Origin of the sequence: Streptomyces buecherae (assembly GCF_014295035.1) — a bacterium.
Lineage (GTDB): Bacteria > Actinomycetota > Actinomycetes > Streptomycetales > Streptomycetaceae > Streptomyces > Streptomyces youssoufiensis.
Genome location: NZ_CP060404.1, coordinates 3,841,801 through 3,860,630 on the forward strand (window position 1 = coordinate 3,841,801; position 18,830 = coordinate 3,860,630).

An 18,830-nucleotide genomic window follows, 5' to 3' on the forward strand; every position below is an offset into this window, starting at 1 on the left:
CATAGAGGCGACGTGCGCTGAATCCCAGACGCATAGGTCAGCTGAACGCTCACGAGTGACACGCGGCATCGATGAGACGGGAACTCTCGACATGAGCAGCAGTAAGCACGTTGCGGCACGTCCGCATGCCAGCGGAGACGCGGGGGCCCGAGAGGCAGCACCAGATGGAGCGGCCACTCCCCACGACTGGATTCCGCCCGGCGGCGGCGTGCGCTGGACGCGGATTGGGGAGCTGGGCTGGCACGCCCTGACGGTGCCCACGTATCTCGGTGACCGGGTACTCGCCGCGCTCGGCGGCGCGTCCGGGGCCGTGATTGAGGAGAACGTCGAGCGCCGTCAGACCTGGCTCATCGAGCCCAACGCGGCGGCCGTGCAACGTTTTCACGGCCACCCGGTGGTCAGCGTCCGGGGGGACGATGACTCCTTCCTCTTCGTCCCCGGCATGACCCGCGACCACACCGTGTGGTGGCGGGTGGCTCCGACGGGCGACCGCCTGCTCACCGACGCGGAGCTGCTGGCCACGGCGGTCGTCGACGCGCGCGGCCGGGGGCGGGTGTCGTGATCGACACAAGCTGGGCTCCCCCGATCCACGACGAGGTGCTACTCCTCCCGGCGGGGCGCCAATGGGACGCCGTGCGCACTTCTTCGGCCGTGGCAAAGTGGGCCTTCCAGATCCTCGACGCTACGGAGAGCTGCGCCGCGATCATCGATGAACGGATGGCCTGCGCCTACTGGTTGATGGCGGTTGGCGATCAGTCGGCGTACGTCCATTGGGAGCGGTTGCGCGGGCACGTTGCCGTGTTGGGTGCCGGGCCTGGCACCCACTACGTCGGCGTGCCGCCCACGCACCACCGTGCCGGGCCCGGACTGCACTGGCGGTTCCCTGGCGACTGGTCGGGGCGGTACCTGGCTCATGCGTACTACCTCGGGGCGGTCCTCGCCTCCGCCGTACGAATCGCGCATGGGCCGGATGCCGCTGCCGCTCAGTGTCCCCTGTGCGAACGGGAGTTGGAACGTGCAGACGCGGTGACCGTGAGTGGACGTTCCGGCCCCGCCGACTCCACACCTCGCACCCTGGAGGTTCACCCCGCATGCGCCCGCACCGCCCGCCTCCGCGCCCACCAGCCACCGCTGACATGACCCACCGCCGCCGTTACCGGTACGTCGAGATGTCCCTCGCCCCTGATCCGGAGGCCACGCCGTACACCGTCCGGGCCAGGTGTCTCGCGTGCGACGAACTGTCTCCGGAGCCCGAGCCGTCGGAGTCCATCACGGCCCAGCACGAGCGCGCGCAGCGCTGGTGTACACGCCACGCGGCCCGCGACCATGCGGACGGGCGCCACTTCCGCTTCGCCGCGACGGTCACCTTGCGGTGGCGCGTGACGCCGGCTGAGGACATTGGGCCGGCGGCGTTGTGAGGGGTTGTGGGAATGTGGGGGTGCCTGGTCGGCGAGTTGCGGGTGGCCTGCTGTGGGTGGCTTGCGCTCGCTGGCCTTCGCTTCGCGATTGTCGGAACGCGTCGTATCGGCGGGGTTGGGCGATAGCCTGGTGGGCCTGGTTAGGGGGCGGGGCGCCTTGGGTGAGATGTCGTGGCCATCGCCTTCGGGCGAAAGGTCGGAGTTCGCGGAAGTTGCAGAAATCCGGGGCTCGGCCTGACGAACCCGCAGGTCAATTGCTCTGGTCCCCGCGCGTGCGGGGATGGCCCCAGGGTGTGGACCTCGTGCGCCCACCCGCCCAACTGGTCCCCGCGCGTGCGGGGATAGCCCCAGGGTGTGGACCTCGTGCGCCCACCCGCCCAACTGGTCCCCGCGCGTGCGGGGATGGCCCCCGTGGGCGCCCCGGAGGAAGGTGGAGGAGCAGCTGGTCCCCGCGCGTGCGGGAACTCCCTTGCGAGGCCCGATAGCTGCGCGTGGCTGAGATCAATCCAGCCCGCACACAGACACCACTCCCTTGATAGCTCAGGCAGGCAGAGCACCCGGTGGCGACTTCACCGGAAGGTCCCGGTTCGAGTCCGGGTAAGGGAACTGCTCGCTCTGGCTCTGTGCACCAGCACGGTGCATGACCGGGGCCGGTCGCGAGTGCACGACGGGAAGCGACATCAAGGAGGAAACAAGTGACTGCGATTGTGCCCCCGGTTCCCTTCGGTCTTGAGCACCTGGTCTCTCCGCCCCCGAACACTTCGGAAGCCCCGGTCATCACCTACAGCGACGCGCTTCAACTGAACGTCTCGGCTGCGGGGAATCCGTGGCACGCCGAGGCCGCGAACAAGCCGGAGACGCAGACGGAGACGAGCAACGGCGACGGCTCGTCCCCGGGCTCCGACAGCGGCACGGACCTCTACTGACCCCATGCGGACAATCCTCATCCTGACCGGTCGTGACGACCTGACGGCCGACGCTGTGGTTGAGGAGTTGGGAAAGCGCGGTGAGAACGTCGTCCGGTATGACACGGCCGACTTTCCCTCCGCGTCCCGCCTGGCCGTCTCCCTCACCGGGGACGGCTGGGCGGGAACCCTCTCCGCCTCCCGAAAGCTGGACATTCAGTCAGTCACGTCAGTCTGGTGGCGTCGCCCGAACGAATTCGTCACGCCGGATGAATGGCCGGACCACGCGCGAGCGTTCGCCGTGTCCGAAGCGCGGTCCGGACTTCTCGGCGTACTCGGCTCACTGCCCGTCCGTTGGATCAACCATCCGGCGAACGACGCAGCCGCGAACTACAAGCCTCGACAACTGGCCATGGCCGCTCGCGTCGGGCTGGACGTACCGAGGACCGTCATCACTTCCGACCCCGACCACGCTCGCGACTTCATCGGATCAGAGCGCGTCATCTACAAGGGCCTCGGCGGGGGAATTCTCGGGCCGAACGGCGAGCGGAGGTTCCTTCCGGTCAAGCTCATCACGGCCGATCAGATCGATGATCGGGTAACCGGCACCGCACACCTTTTCCAGGAGAACGTGGCCAAGGCGTTCGAGGTCCGTCTTACCGTCATCGGCGACCACATGTTCCCCGTGGCCATCCATGCGGGGAGCGAGGCGGCCAGGCTCGATTGGCGCAACGATTACCGGTCGCTCACCTACAGGCCCATCGGCCTTCCCCAGCAAGTCGGCAGGGGAGTGCGGCGCCTGATGGACGAACTCGGCCTGTTCTTCGGGGCGCTGGACTTCGCTGTGACACCGGGCGGTCTGTGGAAGTTCCTGGAGGTCAACCCCAATGGCCAATGGCATTGGATCGCCGTAAAGGCAGGTATCCCGATGGTTGAGGCCATGGCCGACGCACTACAAGGAGGGACCGAATGACCGTATCGGGATCATGGGGCGACGCGGCGAGGGCGCTGGCCGACAAGGTGGCCGCGAACGCTCTGGAGTGGCACGAAGCAGTCAGCAAGACCCCCCGCCACCTGCTCGTACCCCGCTGGTGGGAACGCGTGCCGAACAGTCCGACCGAGGAGTGGGAGTTGGCAGCCCACGCCGAAGACTCCAGGGCGCGGATCGCAGCGGCCTACAGTGACGAAACCCTTGTCACGCGCGTCGGCCCCGTGCACGCCGACCACGCGAAGCCGCAAGAGAAGGCGTCCGGGAGCCCCACCTCGTCCTCGACGCTTCCGAGTCTGATCGTTTCCATGATGCACCGGTTGAATGCGGAACCCGGACATCGGGTCCTGGACGTGGGCACCGGCTCCGGCTACGCGCTTTCCCTCTTAGCGCGACGTCTCGGAGACGAGCGCGTGACGAGTGTGGACGTGGACCCGTACCTCGTTGAGGCCGCTCGCGCCCGCCTCGCTGCATTAGGCCGCATCCCTCGGATCGAAGCAATCGACGCGACGGGGGAACTCCCTGAGCCCGCCTATGACCGCATCATGGCCACAGTGTCCGTCCGCCCTGTTCCGCATACGTGGCTCCGCGCGCTGCGTCCCGGTGGCAGGCTCGTGACCACCATCGCCCACACGGCACTACTGATCACGGCCGACATGGGAGACGAGGGCATTGCGCGGGGAAGCGTCCAACCCGACCCGGCAACGTTCATGGAAACCCGCCAGAGCCCCGACTACCCGCCCAAGCTCAACGAGGTATTCACAACCGCCCGGGACGCTGACGGGGCGGATGTGCGTTCCCCTGACGGCCCTATTCCGAACCTCTGGCAGGAATGGCCGCTTCGCTGGTTGTACGAGCTGGATACCCCCGGTGTAGAGACCCGTATGGCCACCATGCCGGACGGTCGGCGCGTGGTCTGGCTCCTCGCGGCGGACGGTTCGTGGGCACGCGCAGAGGAGAGCGGTGACGCGTCGCGGCGCACCGTGCACCAGGACGGAGCGCGCCGGCTCTGGGACGACCTGGAGCGCGTCCGGCGTAAGTGGGAGGAGCGAGATCAGTTCCCTCTGCACTCGATGAGCGTCGAACTCGGTTCGGACAGCGGCAGGCTGATCGCCCCAGATGGCGCGTGGACGTTTTCCATCTGAGCCGGTTCGACGCGAGGGACGGGGGCACTGGGAGAGGCTGTGTCAGGAGTGGTCGACGGGTTGCAGGTTGTCTTCTGCGGGGTGGCGGGTGCCCACTGGCCGCCGCCGGTGCGGGACTGTCGGGGCGCCCCGTGCCGGCGGGGTAGAGCTAGTCTGTTGCGCCTGCTTGAGGGGAGGGGCGCCTTGGGTGAGATGTCGCGGCCATCACAATCCGGCGAAAGGTCGGAGTTCGTGGAAGTTGCAGAAAACCAGGGACGAGCCTGACAAACCCGCAGGTCAATTGCTCTGGTCCCCGCGCGTGCGGGGATGGTCCCGGGATCATGTCCGTGATGCTGTTGAGCACGCCCTGGTCCCCGCGCGTGCGGGGATGGTCCCTGCCCGTAGGGCTTCTTTGTGGCGGTGATGGGCTGGTCCCCGCGCCTGCGGGGCTCCCCACCGGCCGCCGCCCCCTTCACAGCCCAGCCCTCATCCCCCACAGCCCGCCAGGGCCTCCTCACCCCCGCACCACCACCGCATCGAACTCCACCACCACCGTCGGGCTGACCATCGCCGAGGTGAAGGCGTTCCAGTTCACGTTCCAGTCCTTGCGGTTGATGGTCGTCGTGCCCTTGAGGTGGGCCCAGAGGTTGCCCTGGGAGTCGGGCTCGGTGTCGGTGAGTTCGACGATCAGGGTGACGGATCTGGTGGTGCCGCGGATCGTCAGGTCGCCGGTGAGTTCGTAGTGGGTGGCGTCGGACTGGAGGACGTCGGTTGAGGTGAAGGTGATGGTCGGGTGGTTCTTCGCGTCCAGGAACTTGTCGCGTACCAGGGTGTCGCGCTGGCGGTTCTTGGTCTGGACGTCCTTCGCCTGGATGACGAGTCGTACGGTGGACTTCCAGGGGTGTTCGCCGTCGAGGCGCACGGTGCCCTCGAACGCGTCGACGTGCCCGCGCACCCGCGTGGACATGGTGTGTCGGGCCACGAAGCCGATGCGGGTGCGGGTGGCGTCGATGACGTAGTCGCCGGTCAGTTCGCTGGGGCGGGTCGTTGACATGGTGGTTGCTCCAGGGTGGGCGCGGGGATGGCGGGCGGGATGGCGGAGCGGCGCCTGGCGCGCGACGGCCGGGCCGTGGGCGCGTACCGCGGGCGCGGGGCCCGTACGTCGGGCCCGGCCGTCGTCGTCATGAGGTGGTGCCAGGCGCCGGAGAGGTGCGGGACTCGGGGGTTGTCGGTCAGCCGAACTGGCCGGGCTGGTAGTCGCCCGCGGGCCGCTGGGTGATGACGTTCAACCGGTTGAGGGCGTTCATGACCGCGATGGTCGATATCAGGGCGCCGAGCTGGTCCTCGTCGAAGTGCTTGGCGGCGTTCGCCCAGACCTCGTCGCTAACGCCGCCGGCCGCGTCGGCGAGGCGGGTACCTTCCTCCGCCAGTTCCAGGGCCGCGCGCTCGGAGTCGGTGAACACCGTGGCCTCCCGCCAGACGGCGACCAGGTGCAGGCGCTGTTGCGTCTCGCCGGCCGCGACGGCGTCCTTGGTGTGCATGTCGACGCAGAATCCGCAGCCGTTGATCTGGCTGACGCGGAGTGCCACGAGTTCCCGCGTCGACGCCGGCAGCGACGATTCCACGAGCGGCCTGGCCGACGAGACGAGTTGCTTGAGGAATTTGCCGGAGACCGGGTTGGCGAAGAAGTCGTAACGCGCGTCCATGACGTTTTCCCTTTTCTGCTGGGCCGTTCCGCCGCGGCGGCGGAACGGCTGCGGTACGCGGGACCGTGTTCGTTCCCAGCAGTACGACGAGACAGCCCCGCAGAATGTGAGGCGACGCGTCGTGACCTCACATGTCGATGGGCTGTCTCGTCGTAAGGGAGAAGCAGAGAAGACGCGGACGCCGGAACGGACGACGAGGGAGCGGCGACACCATGGGGACCCAGACGGAGCCAGGAGAGGGCGGCCCGGTCGACCCGGGCCTGGGCGCGATCATGAGCGAGCGACGGCAGTTGATCAACCTCGCGTACCGGCTTCTCGGCTCCCTCGCCGACGCCGAGGACGTCGTACAGGAGACGTACGCCCGTTGGTACGCCATGACGCCGAAGCAGCAGGCGGCCATCGAAGCACCCGGTGGCTGGCTGATGAAGGTCGCCAGCCGGATCTGTCTGGACCAGTTGGGCTCGGCGCGCGCCCGGCGCGAACGTTACGTCGGGGAGTGGATTCCGGAGCCGGTGCCCGATCCCGCGGAGTGGGCCGACGGGCGGCCGGGGGGCAGCGCCGCCGACCCGGCGGACCGGGTCACGCTCGACGAGTCGATCAACATGGCGTTCCTCGTCGTCCTCGAGTCGATGACGCCGGCCGAGCGCGTGGCGTTCGTGCTGCACGACGTCTTCCGGTACTCGTTCGCCGAGGTGGCCGAGATTGTCGGGCGTACGCCGGCGGCCTGCCGCCAGCTCGCCTCGTCGGCCCGCCGCCGGTTGCGCGGCGCGCAGGCCCCCGCGGCCTCGGTCGAGCAGCGCACGAACGTCGTCCGCGACTTCAAGCAGGCGTGGGACGCCAAGGACATCGTCGCCCTCATCGGCATCCTCGACCCCGACGTCACGGCGGTCAGCGACGGCGGCGGTCGCGCCAGGGCCGCGCTCCACCCGATCTCGGGCCGGGAGGACGTCGCCCACCACCTCATGACCATCGCCACCCAGGCTCCCGACCTGACGATGGTGGAGCGCACGGTCAACGGCCAGCCTGGCGTGGTCCTCCAACTGGACGGCGTCACGGTGTCGGTGATGTCCCTCGACGTCAGCGGCGACCGCATCACCCACATCTGGGGCATCCGCAACCCGGACAAGCTGCGACCGTGGACGGCGGGGTGAGTTGATGGGGGTGTGGGCGCTGTGCGGGTCGGGGGTGCCGTCCGGGGCGTGGGTCGCTGTCCTGGGCGGGGTGCCTTTCTGGGGCGGCGTGAGTGTGGGCGGGCGAGCGGGTGGGGTGGCTGCGGGCGTACGTCGTGTGGGTGCGGGGCGGGCCCGATAGCCTGGGCGTACGGCTTTGCGGGGAGGGCGCCGTAAGTGGATTGTCGGGTTTGGGTGCTAGGTCGGAGTCTGCGGAAGTTGCAGAAGCCCGGGGCCCGGCGCGGTAAAGCCGCAGGTCAATTGCTCTGGTCCCCGCGCGCGCGGGGATGGCCCCACCGAGCACCCCACCTCCAAGCCCGTCGACCTCCGGTCCCCGCCCCGCGGGGCCCCGCACAGCCAGCCCCTCACCCGTCCCCGAACGCCGCCCCCGTCACGTCCCCCACGAACTCCGCCCGGTGGTAGTCGTACGTCGTGATGCCGGACACCTTGATCAGGACGCAGTAGCGCTCCACCGTGGCCAGTCGCGCGGCCACCTGCGCGTACTCGCGGCGGAGGAAGTGGATCGCCGCCTGGTTCGCGACCGCGCTCTGGCCGCAGACCAGGATGATCGGGCGGCGGAACTCCTGCGGGGTGAACTTGGCGACGAGGGCGTACGACTGGTTGCCGGGGTCGAAGCGGTAGCGCTGGCCGGCGACCTCGATGGCTACCGAGTCGTCGCCCTCGGGGCCGTACGGGTGGAAGGTCACGCCCGGGAGGTGAGCGGAGAGGTGGCCGGCCGTGCGGGCGTTGGCGCCGCCGAGGGGGCCGCCGACGCAGAACTCCGTGTGGTCGCCGTTGCTGCCACGGAAGTCGTCGGACTCGACCGTCACCGTGCAGCCGAGTTCGCCGGCCAGCATGGCCAGCTCCACGGTGGCCCGTACGTCGCGGTGGTGGGCGGCGCCGGGGGCGTCGTGCTTGTTGCCCAGGACGATCAGGCAGGTGCCGCCGGGGCGTACGCCGAAGAAGGCGCCCTTCCTGTTCAGCGTACGGGTGTGCTTGCCGCGCTCCCACAGCCAGACCAGGCAGCCACCGAGCACGCTCGTCAGCAGGCCGATCGAGACGTTGGCCAGCACCGAGAGGACCACGTCCCGCTCCCCCGTCCCCGTACGCCCGGGCGCCCCACCGGCCCGGCCACCCCCGTCAGTCTTCCGCACCCGGGCGACCCGGCGGCATGCGGATGCCCACCGGCTCCCAGGGGCCGGGCCCGCCCACCCGGCGCGGACCCCACCCCACAGCGAGCCCCAACCCACCGCCCGCGCGCTCCGCGCGGCAGCGTGGTGCGTCAGCGCACCACGTCGTAGATGACCTTCTGGATGCCGTTCGCGTACGCCTTGTGCTCGACCAGCTTCAGCTTCTGCGTGTCCTTGTCCGTGTCGCTGAACAGGCGCTCGCCCGCGCCGAGGAGGAGAGGGAAGACCATCAGGTGGTAGCGGTCGATCAGGCCGGCGTCGGAGAGGCTGTGGTGGAGCCTGACGCTGCCGTGCATGATGATCGGGCCGCCCTCGGTCTCCTTCAGCGCGGCCACGTCGTCCAGCGAGCGCAGGATCGTGGTCCGGCCCCAGCCGTCGACCAGGGACGACTCGGGGAGGGTGGTGGAGACGACGTACTTGGGCATGTCCTTGTACTCCGCGAACTCCTCCATCGCCGGCCAGACCGGGGCGAAGCCCTCGTAGCTGACCCGGCCGAAGATCATCGCCGTGGCCTCCGACTGTTCCTGGCCCTTGATCTCGTACGCCTCCGGCAGGAACTCCACGTCCTTGAAGGTCCAGCCGGCGTTGCGGTAGTCGGACTCGCCGCCCGGGGCCTCGACGACGCCGTCGAGCGAGACGAAGGCGGTGCTGATCAACGTACGCATGTCAGGTTCTCCTGGAGAGTGTGTGCTGTGTGGTCGCGGTGTGCGGTCGCCGGCGTGGTCGCGGGCGCGTCCCGTACTCCCGGGGGGAGCGGCGGGCGGGAGGTCGTACGAACGGTGCGCTACGGGCCGTCAGTCGGGGCGGTAGCGGAGGTGGAGGACGCCCGTCGGGGAGGCGGATGCCGCCACGAGGGTGAGGGGGATGCGGGAGCCGGTGTCGGGGAAGAGGTGTGGGCCGTGGCCGGCCACCAGGGGGTGGACCCGCAGGTGTAAGTCGTCCACGAGGCCGGCCTGGAGCAGGGCCCGGATCGCCGTGTCGCCGCCGGTCACCACGATGTCCCGGCCGGGCTGCCGCTTGAGCGCGGCGAGTTGGGCCATGGTGTCGTCGGTGCGGGCGGTTGTGGGGACGGCGCCGCCGGCCGCCAAGGGCGGGTCGGCGGGCCCGTCGTCGTCCCGTAGGAGGGTCAACCGCTCGCCGTCCGGCTCGCGTTGCCGCTCCTCGGGCGCCACGAGGACGCCGTCCAACGTCATGAAGGCGTGGGCGACGATCCGGCGGGCCGTGGGTCGCGGCCCGGTGCGCTTCGGAGCGGGTTCTGGTGGCTGCATTCCGACGGTCCCCCTTCCTGGCGTACCCGGTGGCTCACGTTCGTCCGGCCGCTCCGCCGCAGGTGGCGGCGTTCGCGGGCCGGGCCGGTTCCGGGGCGTCTCCCCCGGTGATCCCTACGATGCTCTGCCGGAGCCGCGTCATCAAGCCACGATCACGCTACGATCGTTGCCTCACAGGAAACGACGCCGAGGACAGGCACGCCAGGCCGCCGCGCGCGCAGCCGCGCCGCGCCGCGCGCACGCCGAGCCGCCGGCGCGGGGCACGGCGCACGGGGGGCGGACATGTGGGAACGGCACGAGGTGGAGACCTTCCTGCTGCTCGCCGACGAGCTGCACTTCGGGCGCACCGCCGCCCGACTCCACCTCACCACCGGCCACGTCAGCAAGACCGTCAAGAGGTTGGAGAGCCGCATCGGCGCCGCCCTCTTCGAACGGACCAGCCGCCAGGTGCGGCTGACGCCGCTCGGTCAGCGACTCGTCGACGAGCTGGGCCCGGCGGTGGCGGCGGTCGAGGCGTCGTTGCGCAGGGCCGTCGACGCCGGCAAGGGCGTGACCGGCGAACTCTCCATCCACTTCCTGGGCCCGGCCACGGAACAACTCGTGCTCAGGGCCACCACCCACTTCGCCGCCCGCCACCCCGACTGCGCGGTCCACCTCCAGGCGGGCGAGCTGGGCACGAGCGCCACCCGGCTCCGCAAGGGCGAGATCGACATCCTCGTCGCCTCGTTCCCGTTCCCGGGCGCCCGCAACGGGCCCGTACTGCTGGCCGAGCCGCGCGTGTTGGCCATCGCCGCCGCGCATCCGCTGGCCAGCCGCGCGTCGCTCTCCCTCGACGTGTTGGCCGAGGTACCGCTGATCCAACTGCCGGACGAGGTCTCGCGGGAGTTCCGCGACGACCGTACGCCCGGCTTCACGCCGAGCGGCCAGCCGACGCTCAAGGGGCCCGCGTGCGACGGGCTCAGCAACATCCTCACCACGGTCGCGCTGGGCCGGGGCGTGTACCCGGTCGGCGCGCACTTCGCCCAGTACCACGCCCGCCCCGACATCGCGTACGTCCCGCTGCACGACGCCCCGCCCGTGACCTGGGGGCCGGTCTGGCTGCCCGGCCACGAGACGGCCCGCGTCCGCGCGTTCGTCCAGAGCGCGGTCGAGGCCAACCCTCCGGGCGCCTGAGCCCCCCCCGCCCCCACCCTCGCGCCCGAGCCCCACCCTGCGCCTGCGTCACCCCCGCTCGCCGTGGCGTGTCGCGCGACTCCGCGCGAGCGCGAGGCGCGCGCTCGGCCGCGCCCGTCGGGCTCCAACACCGGCCGCCGCGCGCCCTGTTCGCCGAGTGAGGGGAGCCTCGTCGGCGGGACGCGCGGCGGCTGGGGCGAGGGGGGAGGTGGCGGCGAAGTGGCGGTGGGAGACGCCGTGTTGGCCGCCGTGCGGGGACGCGTCGGCTCAGCCGGCCGCGTTCGGGAACGCCTTCTTCACATTCTCCTCGGTGGCCATCTCGTCCGCGGCGCGGCCCGGCCGCTGCTGGGCCTCCTGGCGGGTGGACTGGGACTTCTCCACGGTGTTGAAGTCCTTGTCCAGGCCGAGGGCGGCGCGTACGTCCTGCTCCTCGTCCAGGTTGAACTGGCTGGTGACCCGCGCCAGGACCTCGCCGCGCTCGAACGCGTCCGTGCCTGTCGTGCGGTTGAGCCGCTCGGCCGCACGCCCGGAGAGCCGGACCGGGGCGGTCAAGCGCACCTGTCGGGCGGCGACGTCGAGCGTTTCGCGGCTGATCCGCTGGCTGGGAGCGCGGCCGATCGCGATGGTGTCCGACTGGTTGACGGTGGCCAGCACCGCGTTGCGCGTGAGGTCACTCTCGAACTCGGCGAGCCGGGCGACCTGCCCGGTCTTGGTGTTGACCACCGCGAGACCCCGGTCCTCGTACAGCACCCGGCCGCCGATGCGGCCGTCCACGTTGGTGACGACGCCGCTGGTGACGTCGAGCCGCAGGGGTACGCCGGCGGGCACGGCCTCCCGGGTCTGACCCTTGGCGTCGAGGCGGACCAGGCGCAGGTCGTGCTGCCGGAGCCGCTCCAGGGCCTGCGGCGTCACGGCGAACTGGGTGGCGCCCTCGACGACCGCGATGGCCCCACGGGGTGCGGCGACGGGCGCGGCGGCCTCGGACGGCCCGGGGCCGGCGGCGGCGACGCCGGGGACGACCGCGAGACCGAGGGCGACGGCGGCGGTGGCCACCGCCGCGCCGGCGCGGCGGGCGACGGAATGGGCTCGGGCGGCGGAGGTGGAGGGGAGAGAAGACATCGCGTGACGTTCCTTTCTGAAACGGTCGGATCGCAATGCCCACACAAGGCGACTTCTCGTGATCGCGCGACTTCAGTGGGTGATTCGGGTGGCGGCTGTCACCCGGTTGGCCAGGCACCGCAGTACGGGCCGCGCATCCCGGGCGTGGCTACCTGGCATTGACAGGCGGGCATGCCGTCCGACAGGCTCCTGGACCATGCCGCTCGTCCTTGATCCTTCGATCTTGTTGGTAGCGCGCCGCCACGTTGACCTGGTCCGTGTCGCGAGCGCGATCTGTCGCCACGCCTGACCCGCCCGAGCGGCCCCGCGGCTTCGCCCCGCTGCCTGCCTTGCTGATCGGCTCGACGCTGGTTCGTTCCGGCGCGTATTCCGTACGACGCGTGAGCGCATCGCGTCGATACGTCGTGCCTTCGTGACCGTTCTCGTTCGCTTGGCCTGCACGGCCGTACGCCGTCCGCTCCGCTTCCGCTCTGGCTCGCGCCCCGACGTCCGCCCGGCTTCCGCTGCGAGCGCCGCCCGGTTTCCGTCCCCGGAATCTGGTCCGGTCCACCAGTTGCCTGGTCGACGGACCAACTGGCCCGGCGCGGGGCACTTCTGAGGCTTTTCTCCCCCCTTTTGACTTTCCGGTGCCCGACGGGTGCCGCCCCGCCACCGAGCCCCGACAGGCTCCGCCGTGCGCCGGGCGGCGGCCGTCGCGCGCCCCCACCCCAGCGAAGGACCCGCCATGCCCACCTCGCCCCCGCCCCAGCCCCAACCCGCCGAGCAACCCACCCGCGGCGCCGAGCAACCCCACCCCGCCCAGCACCCCGACCCCCCCGGCCAATCCCAGCCCGAGCAGCCCACCGCCAGCGAGCAACCCAACCCACCGCTCTCCGGCGAGCAGTTCGACGCGCGGCACCGCGCGTCCGCCGACGCCCCGCCGCCCAGCCAGTTGAGCCGGCGCGCCTTCGGCGGCGTCGTCGGGGCCACCGCGGCGACCGCCGCCGCCGTGGCCGCCGCCGGTCCCGCCGCTGCCGCCACCAGCCGCGCCGCCCGCGACACGGGCGCGGCGGCAGCCGGCACCCGCGCGGGGCGGCCGGGCCACGAGGGCGAGGCCGAAGCCGAGTTCGAGGCCGCCACCGACCGCCGGTCGCGGCGGCCCAACATCCTGTTCATCCTGGCCGACGACCTCGGCTGGGCCGACCTGTCCTCGTACGGCTCGCCCGACATCCACACCCCGCACCTGGACCGGCTCGCGCGCCAGGGCGTGCGGTTCACACAGGCGTACGCCGGCTCGGCGACCTGCTCCCCCACCCGGTTCAGCCTCTACACCGGCCGCTACCCGGGGCGTACCAGGGGCGGGCTCGCCGAGCCGATCGCCGACAGGAGCGTCGGGCTCGACCCGAACCACCCCACGCTCGCCTCGCTGCTGCGCGACGCCGGCTACGCCACCGCGCTGATCGGCAAGTGGCACTGCGGCTACCTGCCCGACTACAGCCCCACCCGCTCCGGTTGGGACGAGTTCTTCGGCAACTTCGGCGGCGCCCTGGAGTACTACTCGAAGCTCGGGCTCAGCGGCGAGTACGACCTGTACGAGGGCGACGCCGAGTACAAGGACCTGCGGTACTACACCCGGATTCTGACCGAGCGGGCCAGCGACTACGTACGGCGCGGGCACGGCGGGAAGCCCTGGTTGCTCAACCTCAACTTCACCACCCCGCACTGGCCGTGGATAGCCGAGGGCGACGAGGAGGAGAGCGCGCGGCTCACCGCCCGCATCAGGGCGGGCGAGAAGGGCGTGCTCAACCACCGCGAGGGCGGCTCGCTCGCCACGTACCGGGAGATGGTGCGGGACCTCGACGCGTCGGTCGGCAGGGTGCTGGCCGCGCTGCGCGACTCCGGCGAGGAGCACAACACGCTGGTGATCTTCTCCAGCGACAACGGCGGCGAGCGCTGGTCGTACCAGTGGCCGCTGTCCGGCAACAAGTTCACCCTCGAAGAGGGCGGCATCCGCGTCCCCAACCTCGTACGCTGGCCCGCCCGGCTGCGCCGCAACCAGGTCAGCCACGAGCCGGTGGCCTCGTACGACTGGACGGCGACGCTGCTTGAGGTCGCCGGCGCCCGGCCGCACCCGGCCTATCCGCTGGACGGCGTCAGCCTCGCCGGCTACCTGCTGCGTGGCGAACGGCTCGCGGAGCGCGACCTGTTCTGGCGGGTGCGCGGCGAGCGCGCGCTGCGGCGCGGCGACTGGAAGTACTACCGGGGCGCGGACGGCCGGGACAAGCTGTTCCACCTCACCAACGACCCGCGCGAACAGGCCAACCACGCCACTACGGACAAGCCACGGCTGGCCCGGTTGCGCGCCGCGTGGGAGAAGGTGGACGCGGGGCTGCTGCCGTACGAGGACTGAGCCCCGTACGGCACACCGGCCGGGCCCCGGCTCACCCCACGACCGGCAGGTACCCCGACAGATCGGCGCGCTCGCCGCTGGCGCTGACCGTGCCCGCGTCCACCTCGTGTTCCCACGCGGTGCGGCCGGCGGCGAGGCGGAGCCAGGTGAGCGCGTCGGTCTCCACCACGTTGGGCGGGGTGCCGCGGGTGTGCCGAGGGCCCCGCACGCACTGCACCACCGCGAACGGCGGCACCCGCAACTCGACCGAGCCGCCGGGCGCCTTGGCCGCGAGCGCGTCGGCCAGCAGCCGCGCGACCGAGGCCAGGGCCTGCCGGTCGTGGCTGATCGCGGTGCCGGTGGCGGCGGTCAGGTCGTCGCCGTGCACGACCAGTTCGAGCAGTCGGGTGACGAGGAAGTCGTCCACCGTCATCCGGCCGAACCGGGTGCTGACCAACTCGGTGCCGGCCGCGCCGGCCACCGCCTCGGCCAGTCGCGCGGCGGCGGCGTCGTAGCGGTCGAGGAGTTCGGTGGGCTCGCCCGCCCCGGACAGGTCGTCCGCCTCGGCGATGGTGGCCTGGGCGATCTCGTCGGCCTGCGCGCCCAGCGCGTTGACGTAGTCGCGCAGGTCGAGGTCGGCGGTCGCGCCCCGGGGCGCCGGGTCGGCGGCGAGGCGGCGGGGCAGGGTCTCCATGCAGACGGCGATGTGCACGATCAACTGCCGCACCGTCCACGCTCGCAGCCGCGAGGGCGCGGCGAGCAGCGGGGTGGCGTCGGAGGCCGCACACAGCACCGCGACCGCGTCCCGCACGGCCCGGACCTGCCCATCGAGCGCGGCCCGCACCTTCACGGGGTCATAGCTACGAGCTCGGGGTTTACGCGAAGCGGAAGCCATGATCCACAGGGTAGAGCGTGCGCCCCCGCGCGGCCCGCGCCCGTACGCGACCCGGCCCGTACGCATCCCGGCCGGTACGCGCTCCGGCCCGGGCGTGCGCGCGGGCGGCGGCCGGGAGGACGGCGAAGGGCCCGTACGGAGCGTTCCGTACGGGCCCTCGCCGGCTCGTCCCGCGCGCGGTGCGGGCGCGGCTCAGGTGCTCACGCCCTGATCAGGCCACCAGCGCCGGGATGGTCGCCTCACGCACCTCGCGCAGCTCCGTCAGCGGGATGCTGAACTGGCCCTGCACCTCCAGCGCGTCCCCGTCCACGACGCCGATGCGCGTGGCGGGCAGCCCGCGCGCGCCGCACATGTCGGTGAAGCGCAGCTCCTCGCTGCGCGGCACCGCCACCACCGCGCGGCCGGCGGACTCCGAGAACAGCGCGACGAACGCGTCGTCGGTCGCGTCGCCGGAGGTGGCCAGGCCCTCGGGCAGCACGATCCGGGCGCCCTTGCCGCCCCGCAGGCACGACTCGACCAGCGCCTGCACCAGGCCGCCGTCGGAGAGGTCGTGCGCCGCGTCGATCATGCCGTCGCGGGAGCCGGAGATCAGGATCTCGGCCAGCAGCCGCTCCCGCTCCAGGTCCACCTTGGGCGGCAGCCCGCCCAGGTGGTCGTGGACGACCTGGGACCAGGCCGAGCCGCCGAACTCCTCGCGGGTGTCGCCGAGCAGGTAGAGCAACTGGCCCTCGGTGCCGAAGCCGATCGGCGTGCGGCGGGCGACGTCGTCGATGACGCCGAGCACGGCGACCACCGGCGTCGGGTGGATGGCCGCCTCGCCGGTCTGGTTGTACAGCGAGACGTTGCCGCCGGTCACCGGCGTGCCGAGCTGCTGGCAGCCGTCGGCCAGGCCACGGATGGCCTCCACGAACTGCCACATGACGGCCGGGTCCTCGGGCGAGCCGAAGTTCAGGCAGTCGGAGATCGCGAGCGGCCTGGCGCCGGCCGCGGCCACGTTGCGGTACGACTCGGCCAGCGCGAGCTGCGCGCCGGTGTACGGGTCGAGCTTGGTGTACCGGCCGTTGCCGTCCGTGGCGATGGCCACGCCGAGGCCGGTCTCCTCGCTGACCCGGATCATGCCGGAGTCCTCGGGCTGCGCCAGGACCGTGTTGCCCTGCACGAAGCGGTCGTACTGGTCGGTGACCCAGGACTTGGACGCCTGGTTCGCCGACCCGACCAGCTTCACGACCTGCTCGCGCAGCTCGTCGGCGGAGCCGGGGCGGGGCAGCTTGCCCGCGTCGTCGGCCTGGAGCGCGTCCTGCCAGTCGGGGCGCGCGTACGGGCGCTCGTAGACCGGGCCCTCGTGCGCGACCGTGCGCGGGTCCACGTCCACGATCTTCTCGCCGTGCCAGAAGATTTCCAGCCGGTCGCCGTCGGTGACCTCGCCGATGACGGTGGCGAGGACGTCCCACTTCTCGCAGATCGCCAGGAAGCGGTCCACCTTGTCCGGCTCCACGACCGCGCACATGCGCTCCTGCGACTCGCTCATGAGGATCTCCTCGGGCGAGAGCGTGGAGTCGCGCAGCGGCACGTCGTCCAGCGAGACGCGCATGCCGCCGGAGCCGTTGGAGGCCAGCTCGGAGGTGGCGCAGGACAGGCCGGCCGCGCCCAGGTCCTGGATGCCGACGACCAGCTTCTCGGCGTACGCCTCCAGGGTGCACTCGATGAGCAGCTTCTCCTGGAACGGGTCGCCGACCTGGACGGCGGGACGCTTCGACGGCTTGGAGTCGTCGAAGGTCTCGGAGGCCAGGATGGAGGCGCCGCCGATGCCGTCGCCGCCGGTGCGGGCGCCGTACAGGACGATCTTGTTGCCGGTGCCGCTGGCCTTGGCCAGGTGGATGTCCTCGTGCCGCATCACGCCGATCGCCCCGGCGTTGACCAGCGGGTTGCCCTGGTAGCAGGCGTCGAAGACCAGCTCGCCGCCGATGTTCGGCAGGCCGAGGCAGTTGCCGTAGCCGCCGATGCCCGCGACGACGCCCGGCAGCACGCGCTTGGTGTCGGGGTGGTCGGGGGCGCCCATCCGCAGCGGGTCCACGACGGCGACCGGGCGGGCGCCCATCGCGATGATGTCGCGCACGATGCCACCGACGCCGGTGGCCGCGCCCTGGTACGGCTCGACGTACGAGGGGTGGTTGTGCGACTCGACCTTGAAGGTGACCGCGTACCCCTCGCCGATGTCCACGACGCCGGCGTTCTCACCGATGCCCACCAGGAGCGCGTCGGTGGCGGGGGCCTTCTCGCCGAACTGGCGCAGGTGCACCTTGCTGCTCTTGTACGAGCAGTGCTCGGACCACATGACGGAGTACATGGCCAGCTCGGCGCCGGTCGGCCGGCGCCCGAGGATGTCCCGGACCCGCGCGTACTCGTCTTCCTTCAGGCCGAGTTCGGCCCAGGGCAGTTCTACGTCGGGCGTCTCGCCCGCGTGCTTCACGGTGTCGAGCGTCATGCGGAGACCAACTTCTTCAAGATCGAGGTGAAGAATCCCAGCCCGTCGGTGCCGCCGGTGCCCACCTGCGGGTCCACCGCGTGCTCCGGGTGCGGCATCAGGCCGACGACGTTGCCGGCGGCGTTGGTGATGCCGGCGATGTCGCGCAGCGAGCCGTTGGGGTTGACGTCCAGGTAGCGGAAGACGACCCGGCCCTCCGCCTCCAACTCGTCGACCGTGCGCGCGTCCGCGACGAACTGGCCGTCGATGTTCTTCAGCGGGATCTGGATCTCCTGGCCGGCCGTGAAGTCGGTCGTCCAGGCGGTGTTCACGTTCTCGACCCGCAACTTCTGGTCGCGGCAGACGAAGTGCAGATGGTTGTTCCGCAGCATCGCGCCGGGCAGCAGATGCGTCTCGGTAAGAACCTGAAATCCGTTGCAGATACCCAGGACCGGCATGCCGGCCTTGGCCTGTTCGATGATCGATTCCATCACCGGCGAGAAGCGGGAGATCGCTCCGGCCCTGAGATAGTCGCCATACGAGAAGCCGCCGGGCAACACCACGGCGTCGACCTGATGAAGATCCTTGTCCCGGTGCCACAGCGGCACGGCCTCAAGACCCGCGATACGGACCGCGCGCTGGGTGTCGCGATCGTCGAGGGTGCCCGGGAAGGTGACAACTCCCACGCGTGCGGTCACGACTCGACCTTTACGACGAAGTCCTCAATGACGGTGTTCGCGAGGAACGTTTCCGCCATCTCGCGGATACGGGCGAGGGCGTCGTCGTCGACCGGTCCCTCCACCTCAAGTTCAAAGCGCTTGCCCTGACGTACGTCGGAGATCCCCTGGAAGCCCAGGCGGGGCAGCGCGCGCTGCACGGCCTGGCCCTGCGGGTCAAGGATCTCGGGCTTGAGCATGACGTCGACTACGACGCGTGCCACTGGCACTCCCGGTGGTGTGGTGCGGCTGTGAGTTCTGGGGAGCGACCCCCAGGGACCCGAAGGCAGATGACATAACCCTACATCCCTGCAAAATCTACGCGCA

The 18,830-nt window shown here is 71.1% G+C and carries 19 protein-coding genes and 1 pseudogene; 10 read left to right on the forward strand and 10 right to left on the reverse strand.

Annotation, left to right across the window (positions count from 1 at the left end; genetic code table 11):
• The first annotated feature begins 91 nt into the window (after positions 1-91).
• The 6 genes and pseudogenes from H7H31_RS14600 to H7H31_RS14620 all read left to right on the forward strand — a co-directional run bounded on the left by H7H31_RS14600 (position 92) and on the right by H7H31_RS14620 (position 4,456).
• Positions 92-562 carry a hypothetical protein gene (locus H7H31_RS14600; protein WP_187061716.1) on the forward strand — a complete coding sequence of 157 codons (471 nt, stop codon included), beginning with the start codon at positions 92-94 and terminating at the stop codon, positions 560-562.
• 574 nt (positions 563-1,136) lie between these two features.
• Entirely contained in the window at positions 1,137-1,418 is a 282-nt protein-coding gene (locus H7H31_RS35150; protein ID WP_455567249.1) for a DUF7848 domain-containing protein, read from the forward strand.
• A 528-nt stretch (positions 1,419-1,946) separates the two neighbouring features.
• Positions 1,947-2,024: pseudogene (locus tag H7H31_RS14605) on the forward strand.
• An 89-nt stretch (positions 2,025-2,113) separates the two neighbouring features.
• Positions 2,114-2,344: a putative ATP-grasp-modified RiPP gene (gene tgmA / locus H7H31_RS14610; protein WP_187061717.1), complete on the forward strand. Its 231-nt coding sequence runs from the start codon at positions 2,114-2,116 to the stop codon at positions 2,342-2,344.
• Between the two features lie 4 nt (positions 2,345-2,348).
• Positions 2,349-3,296 carry an ATP-grasp ribosomal peptide maturase gene (tgmB, locus tag H7H31_RS14615; protein WP_187061718.1) on the forward strand — a complete coding sequence of 316 codons (948 nt, stop codon included), beginning with the start codon at positions 2,349-2,351 and terminating at the stop codon, positions 3,294-3,296.
• Positions 3,293-4,456 carry a methyltransferase domain-containing protein gene (locus H7H31_RS14620; protein ID WP_187061719.1) on the forward strand — a complete coding sequence of 388 codons (1,164 nt, stop codon included), beginning with the start codon at positions 3,293-3,295 and terminating at the stop codon, positions 4,454-4,456. The genes tgmB and H7H31_RS14620 overlap by 4 nt, the downstream gene beginning before the upstream one ends.
• A 493-nt stretch (positions 4,457-4,949) precedes the next feature.
• Here H7H31_RS14620 and H7H31_RS14625 read toward each other — a convergent pair whose 3' ends face one another.
• Entirely contained in the window at positions 4,950-5,489 is a 540-nt protein-coding gene (locus H7H31_RS14625; protein ID WP_187061720.1) for a YceI family protein, read from the reverse strand.
• Between the two features lie 178 nt (positions 5,490-5,667).
• A complete protein-coding gene (locus H7H31_RS14630) occupies positions 5,668-6,141 on the reverse strand; it encodes a carboxymuconolactone decarboxylase family protein (RefSeq protein WP_187061721.1) in 474 nt (157 codons plus the stop codon).
• A gap of 212 nt (positions 6,142-6,353) precedes the next feature.
• On the opposite strand from H7H31_RS14630, the gene sigJ reads away from it, so the two are divergent.
• A complete protein-coding gene (sigJ, locus tag H7H31_RS14635) occupies positions 6,354-7,292 on the forward strand; it encodes an RNA polymerase sigma factor SigJ (RefSeq protein ID WP_187061722.1) in 939 nt (312 codons plus the stop codon).
• Positions 7,293-7,675: 383 nt separating this feature from the next.
• Here the strand turns inward: sigJ and H7H31_RS14640 are convergent, their stop codons facing one another.
• The 3 genes from H7H31_RS14640 to H7H31_RS14650 all read right to left on the reverse strand — a co-directional run bounded on the left by H7H31_RS14640 (position 7,676) and on the right by H7H31_RS14650 (position 9,768).
• On the reverse strand, positions 7,676-8,395 hold the full coding sequence (locus H7H31_RS14640; RefSeq protein ID WP_232109853.1) for a hypothetical protein: 720 nt from the start codon (positions 8,393-8,395) through the stop codon (positions 7,676-7,678).
• 197 nt (positions 8,396-8,592) lie between these two features.
• Positions 8,593-9,165 carry a dihydrofolate reductase family protein gene (locus H7H31_RS14645; RefSeq protein ID WP_187059751.1) on the reverse strand — a complete coding sequence of 191 codons (573 nt, stop codon included), beginning with the start codon at positions 9,163-9,165 and terminating at the stop codon, positions 8,593-8,595.
• 129 nt (positions 9,166-9,294) lie between these two features.
• A complete protein-coding gene (locus tag H7H31_RS14650) occupies positions 9,295-9,768 on the reverse strand; it encodes a dihydrofolate reductase family protein (protein WP_187059752.1) in 474 nt (157 codons plus the stop codon).
• 282 nt (positions 9,769-10,050) lie between these two features.
• Here H7H31_RS14650 and H7H31_RS14655 point away from each other — a divergent pair, with 282 nt between their 5' ends.
• Positions 10,051-10,941, forward strand: coding sequence for a LysR family transcriptional regulator (locus tag H7H31_RS14655; protein WP_187059753.1), 891 nt, complete (start codon positions 10,051-10,053; stop codon positions 10,939-10,941).
• Between the two features lie 267 nt (positions 10,942-11,208).
• Here H7H31_RS14655 and H7H31_RS14660 read toward each other — a convergent pair whose 3' ends face one another.
• The gene (locus H7H31_RS14660) at positions 11,209-12,060 is read right to left on the reverse strand and encodes a hypothetical protein (RefSeq protein WP_187059659.1); all 852 of its coding nucleotides are present in this window, start codon (positions 12,058-12,060) and stop codon (positions 11,209-11,211) included.
• A gap of 196 nt (positions 12,061-12,256) precedes the next feature.
• On the opposite strand from H7H31_RS14660, the gene H7H31_RS35000 reads away from it, so the two are divergent.
• Both H7H31_RS35000 and H7H31_RS14665 read left to right on the forward strand, forming a co-directional pair.
• On the forward strand, positions 12,257-12,349 hold the full coding sequence (locus tag H7H31_RS35000) for a putative leader peptide (protein ID WP_315971006.1): 93 nt from the start codon (positions 12,257-12,259) through the stop codon (positions 12,347-12,349).
• Positions 12,350-12,784: 435 nt separating this feature from the next.
• On the forward strand, positions 12,785-14,449 hold the full coding sequence (locus H7H31_RS14665) for a sulfatase-like hydrolase/transferase (RefSeq protein WP_187117925.1): 1,665 nt from the start codon (positions 12,785-12,787) through the stop codon (positions 14,447-14,449).
• 31 nt (positions 14,450-14,480) lie between these two features.
• On the opposite strand, the gene H7H31_RS14670 is transcribed toward H7H31_RS14665, so the two are convergent.
• The 4 genes from H7H31_RS14670 to purS all read right to left on the reverse strand — a co-directional run bounded on the left by H7H31_RS14670 (position 14,481) and on the right by purS (position 18,727).
• Positions 14,481-15,323 carry a sterol carrier family protein gene (locus H7H31_RS14670; protein WP_187060778.1) on the reverse strand — a complete coding sequence of 281 codons (843 nt, stop codon included), beginning with the start codon at positions 15,321-15,323 and terminating at the stop codon, positions 14,481-14,483.
• Between the two features lie 211 nt (positions 15,324-15,534).
• Entirely contained in the window at positions 15,535-17,808 is a 2,274-nt protein-coding gene (gene purL, locus H7H31_RS14675; protein WP_187060779.1) for a phosphoribosylformylglycinamidine synthase subunit PurL, read from the reverse strand.
• Entirely contained in the window at positions 17,805-18,485 is a 681-nt protein-coding gene (gene purQ / locus H7H31_RS14680; protein ID WP_187060780.1) for a phosphoribosylformylglycinamidine synthase subunit PurQ, read from the reverse strand. The genes purL and purQ overlap by 4 nt, the downstream gene beginning before the upstream one ends.
• A complete protein-coding gene (gene purS / locus H7H31_RS14685; protein WP_187060781.1) occupies positions 18,482-18,727 on the reverse strand; it encodes a phosphoribosylformylglycinamidine synthase subunit PurS in 246 nt (81 codons plus the stop codon). The genes purQ and purS overlap by 4 nt, the downstream gene beginning before the upstream one ends.
• Positions 18,728-18,830: the final 103 nt, after the last annotated feature.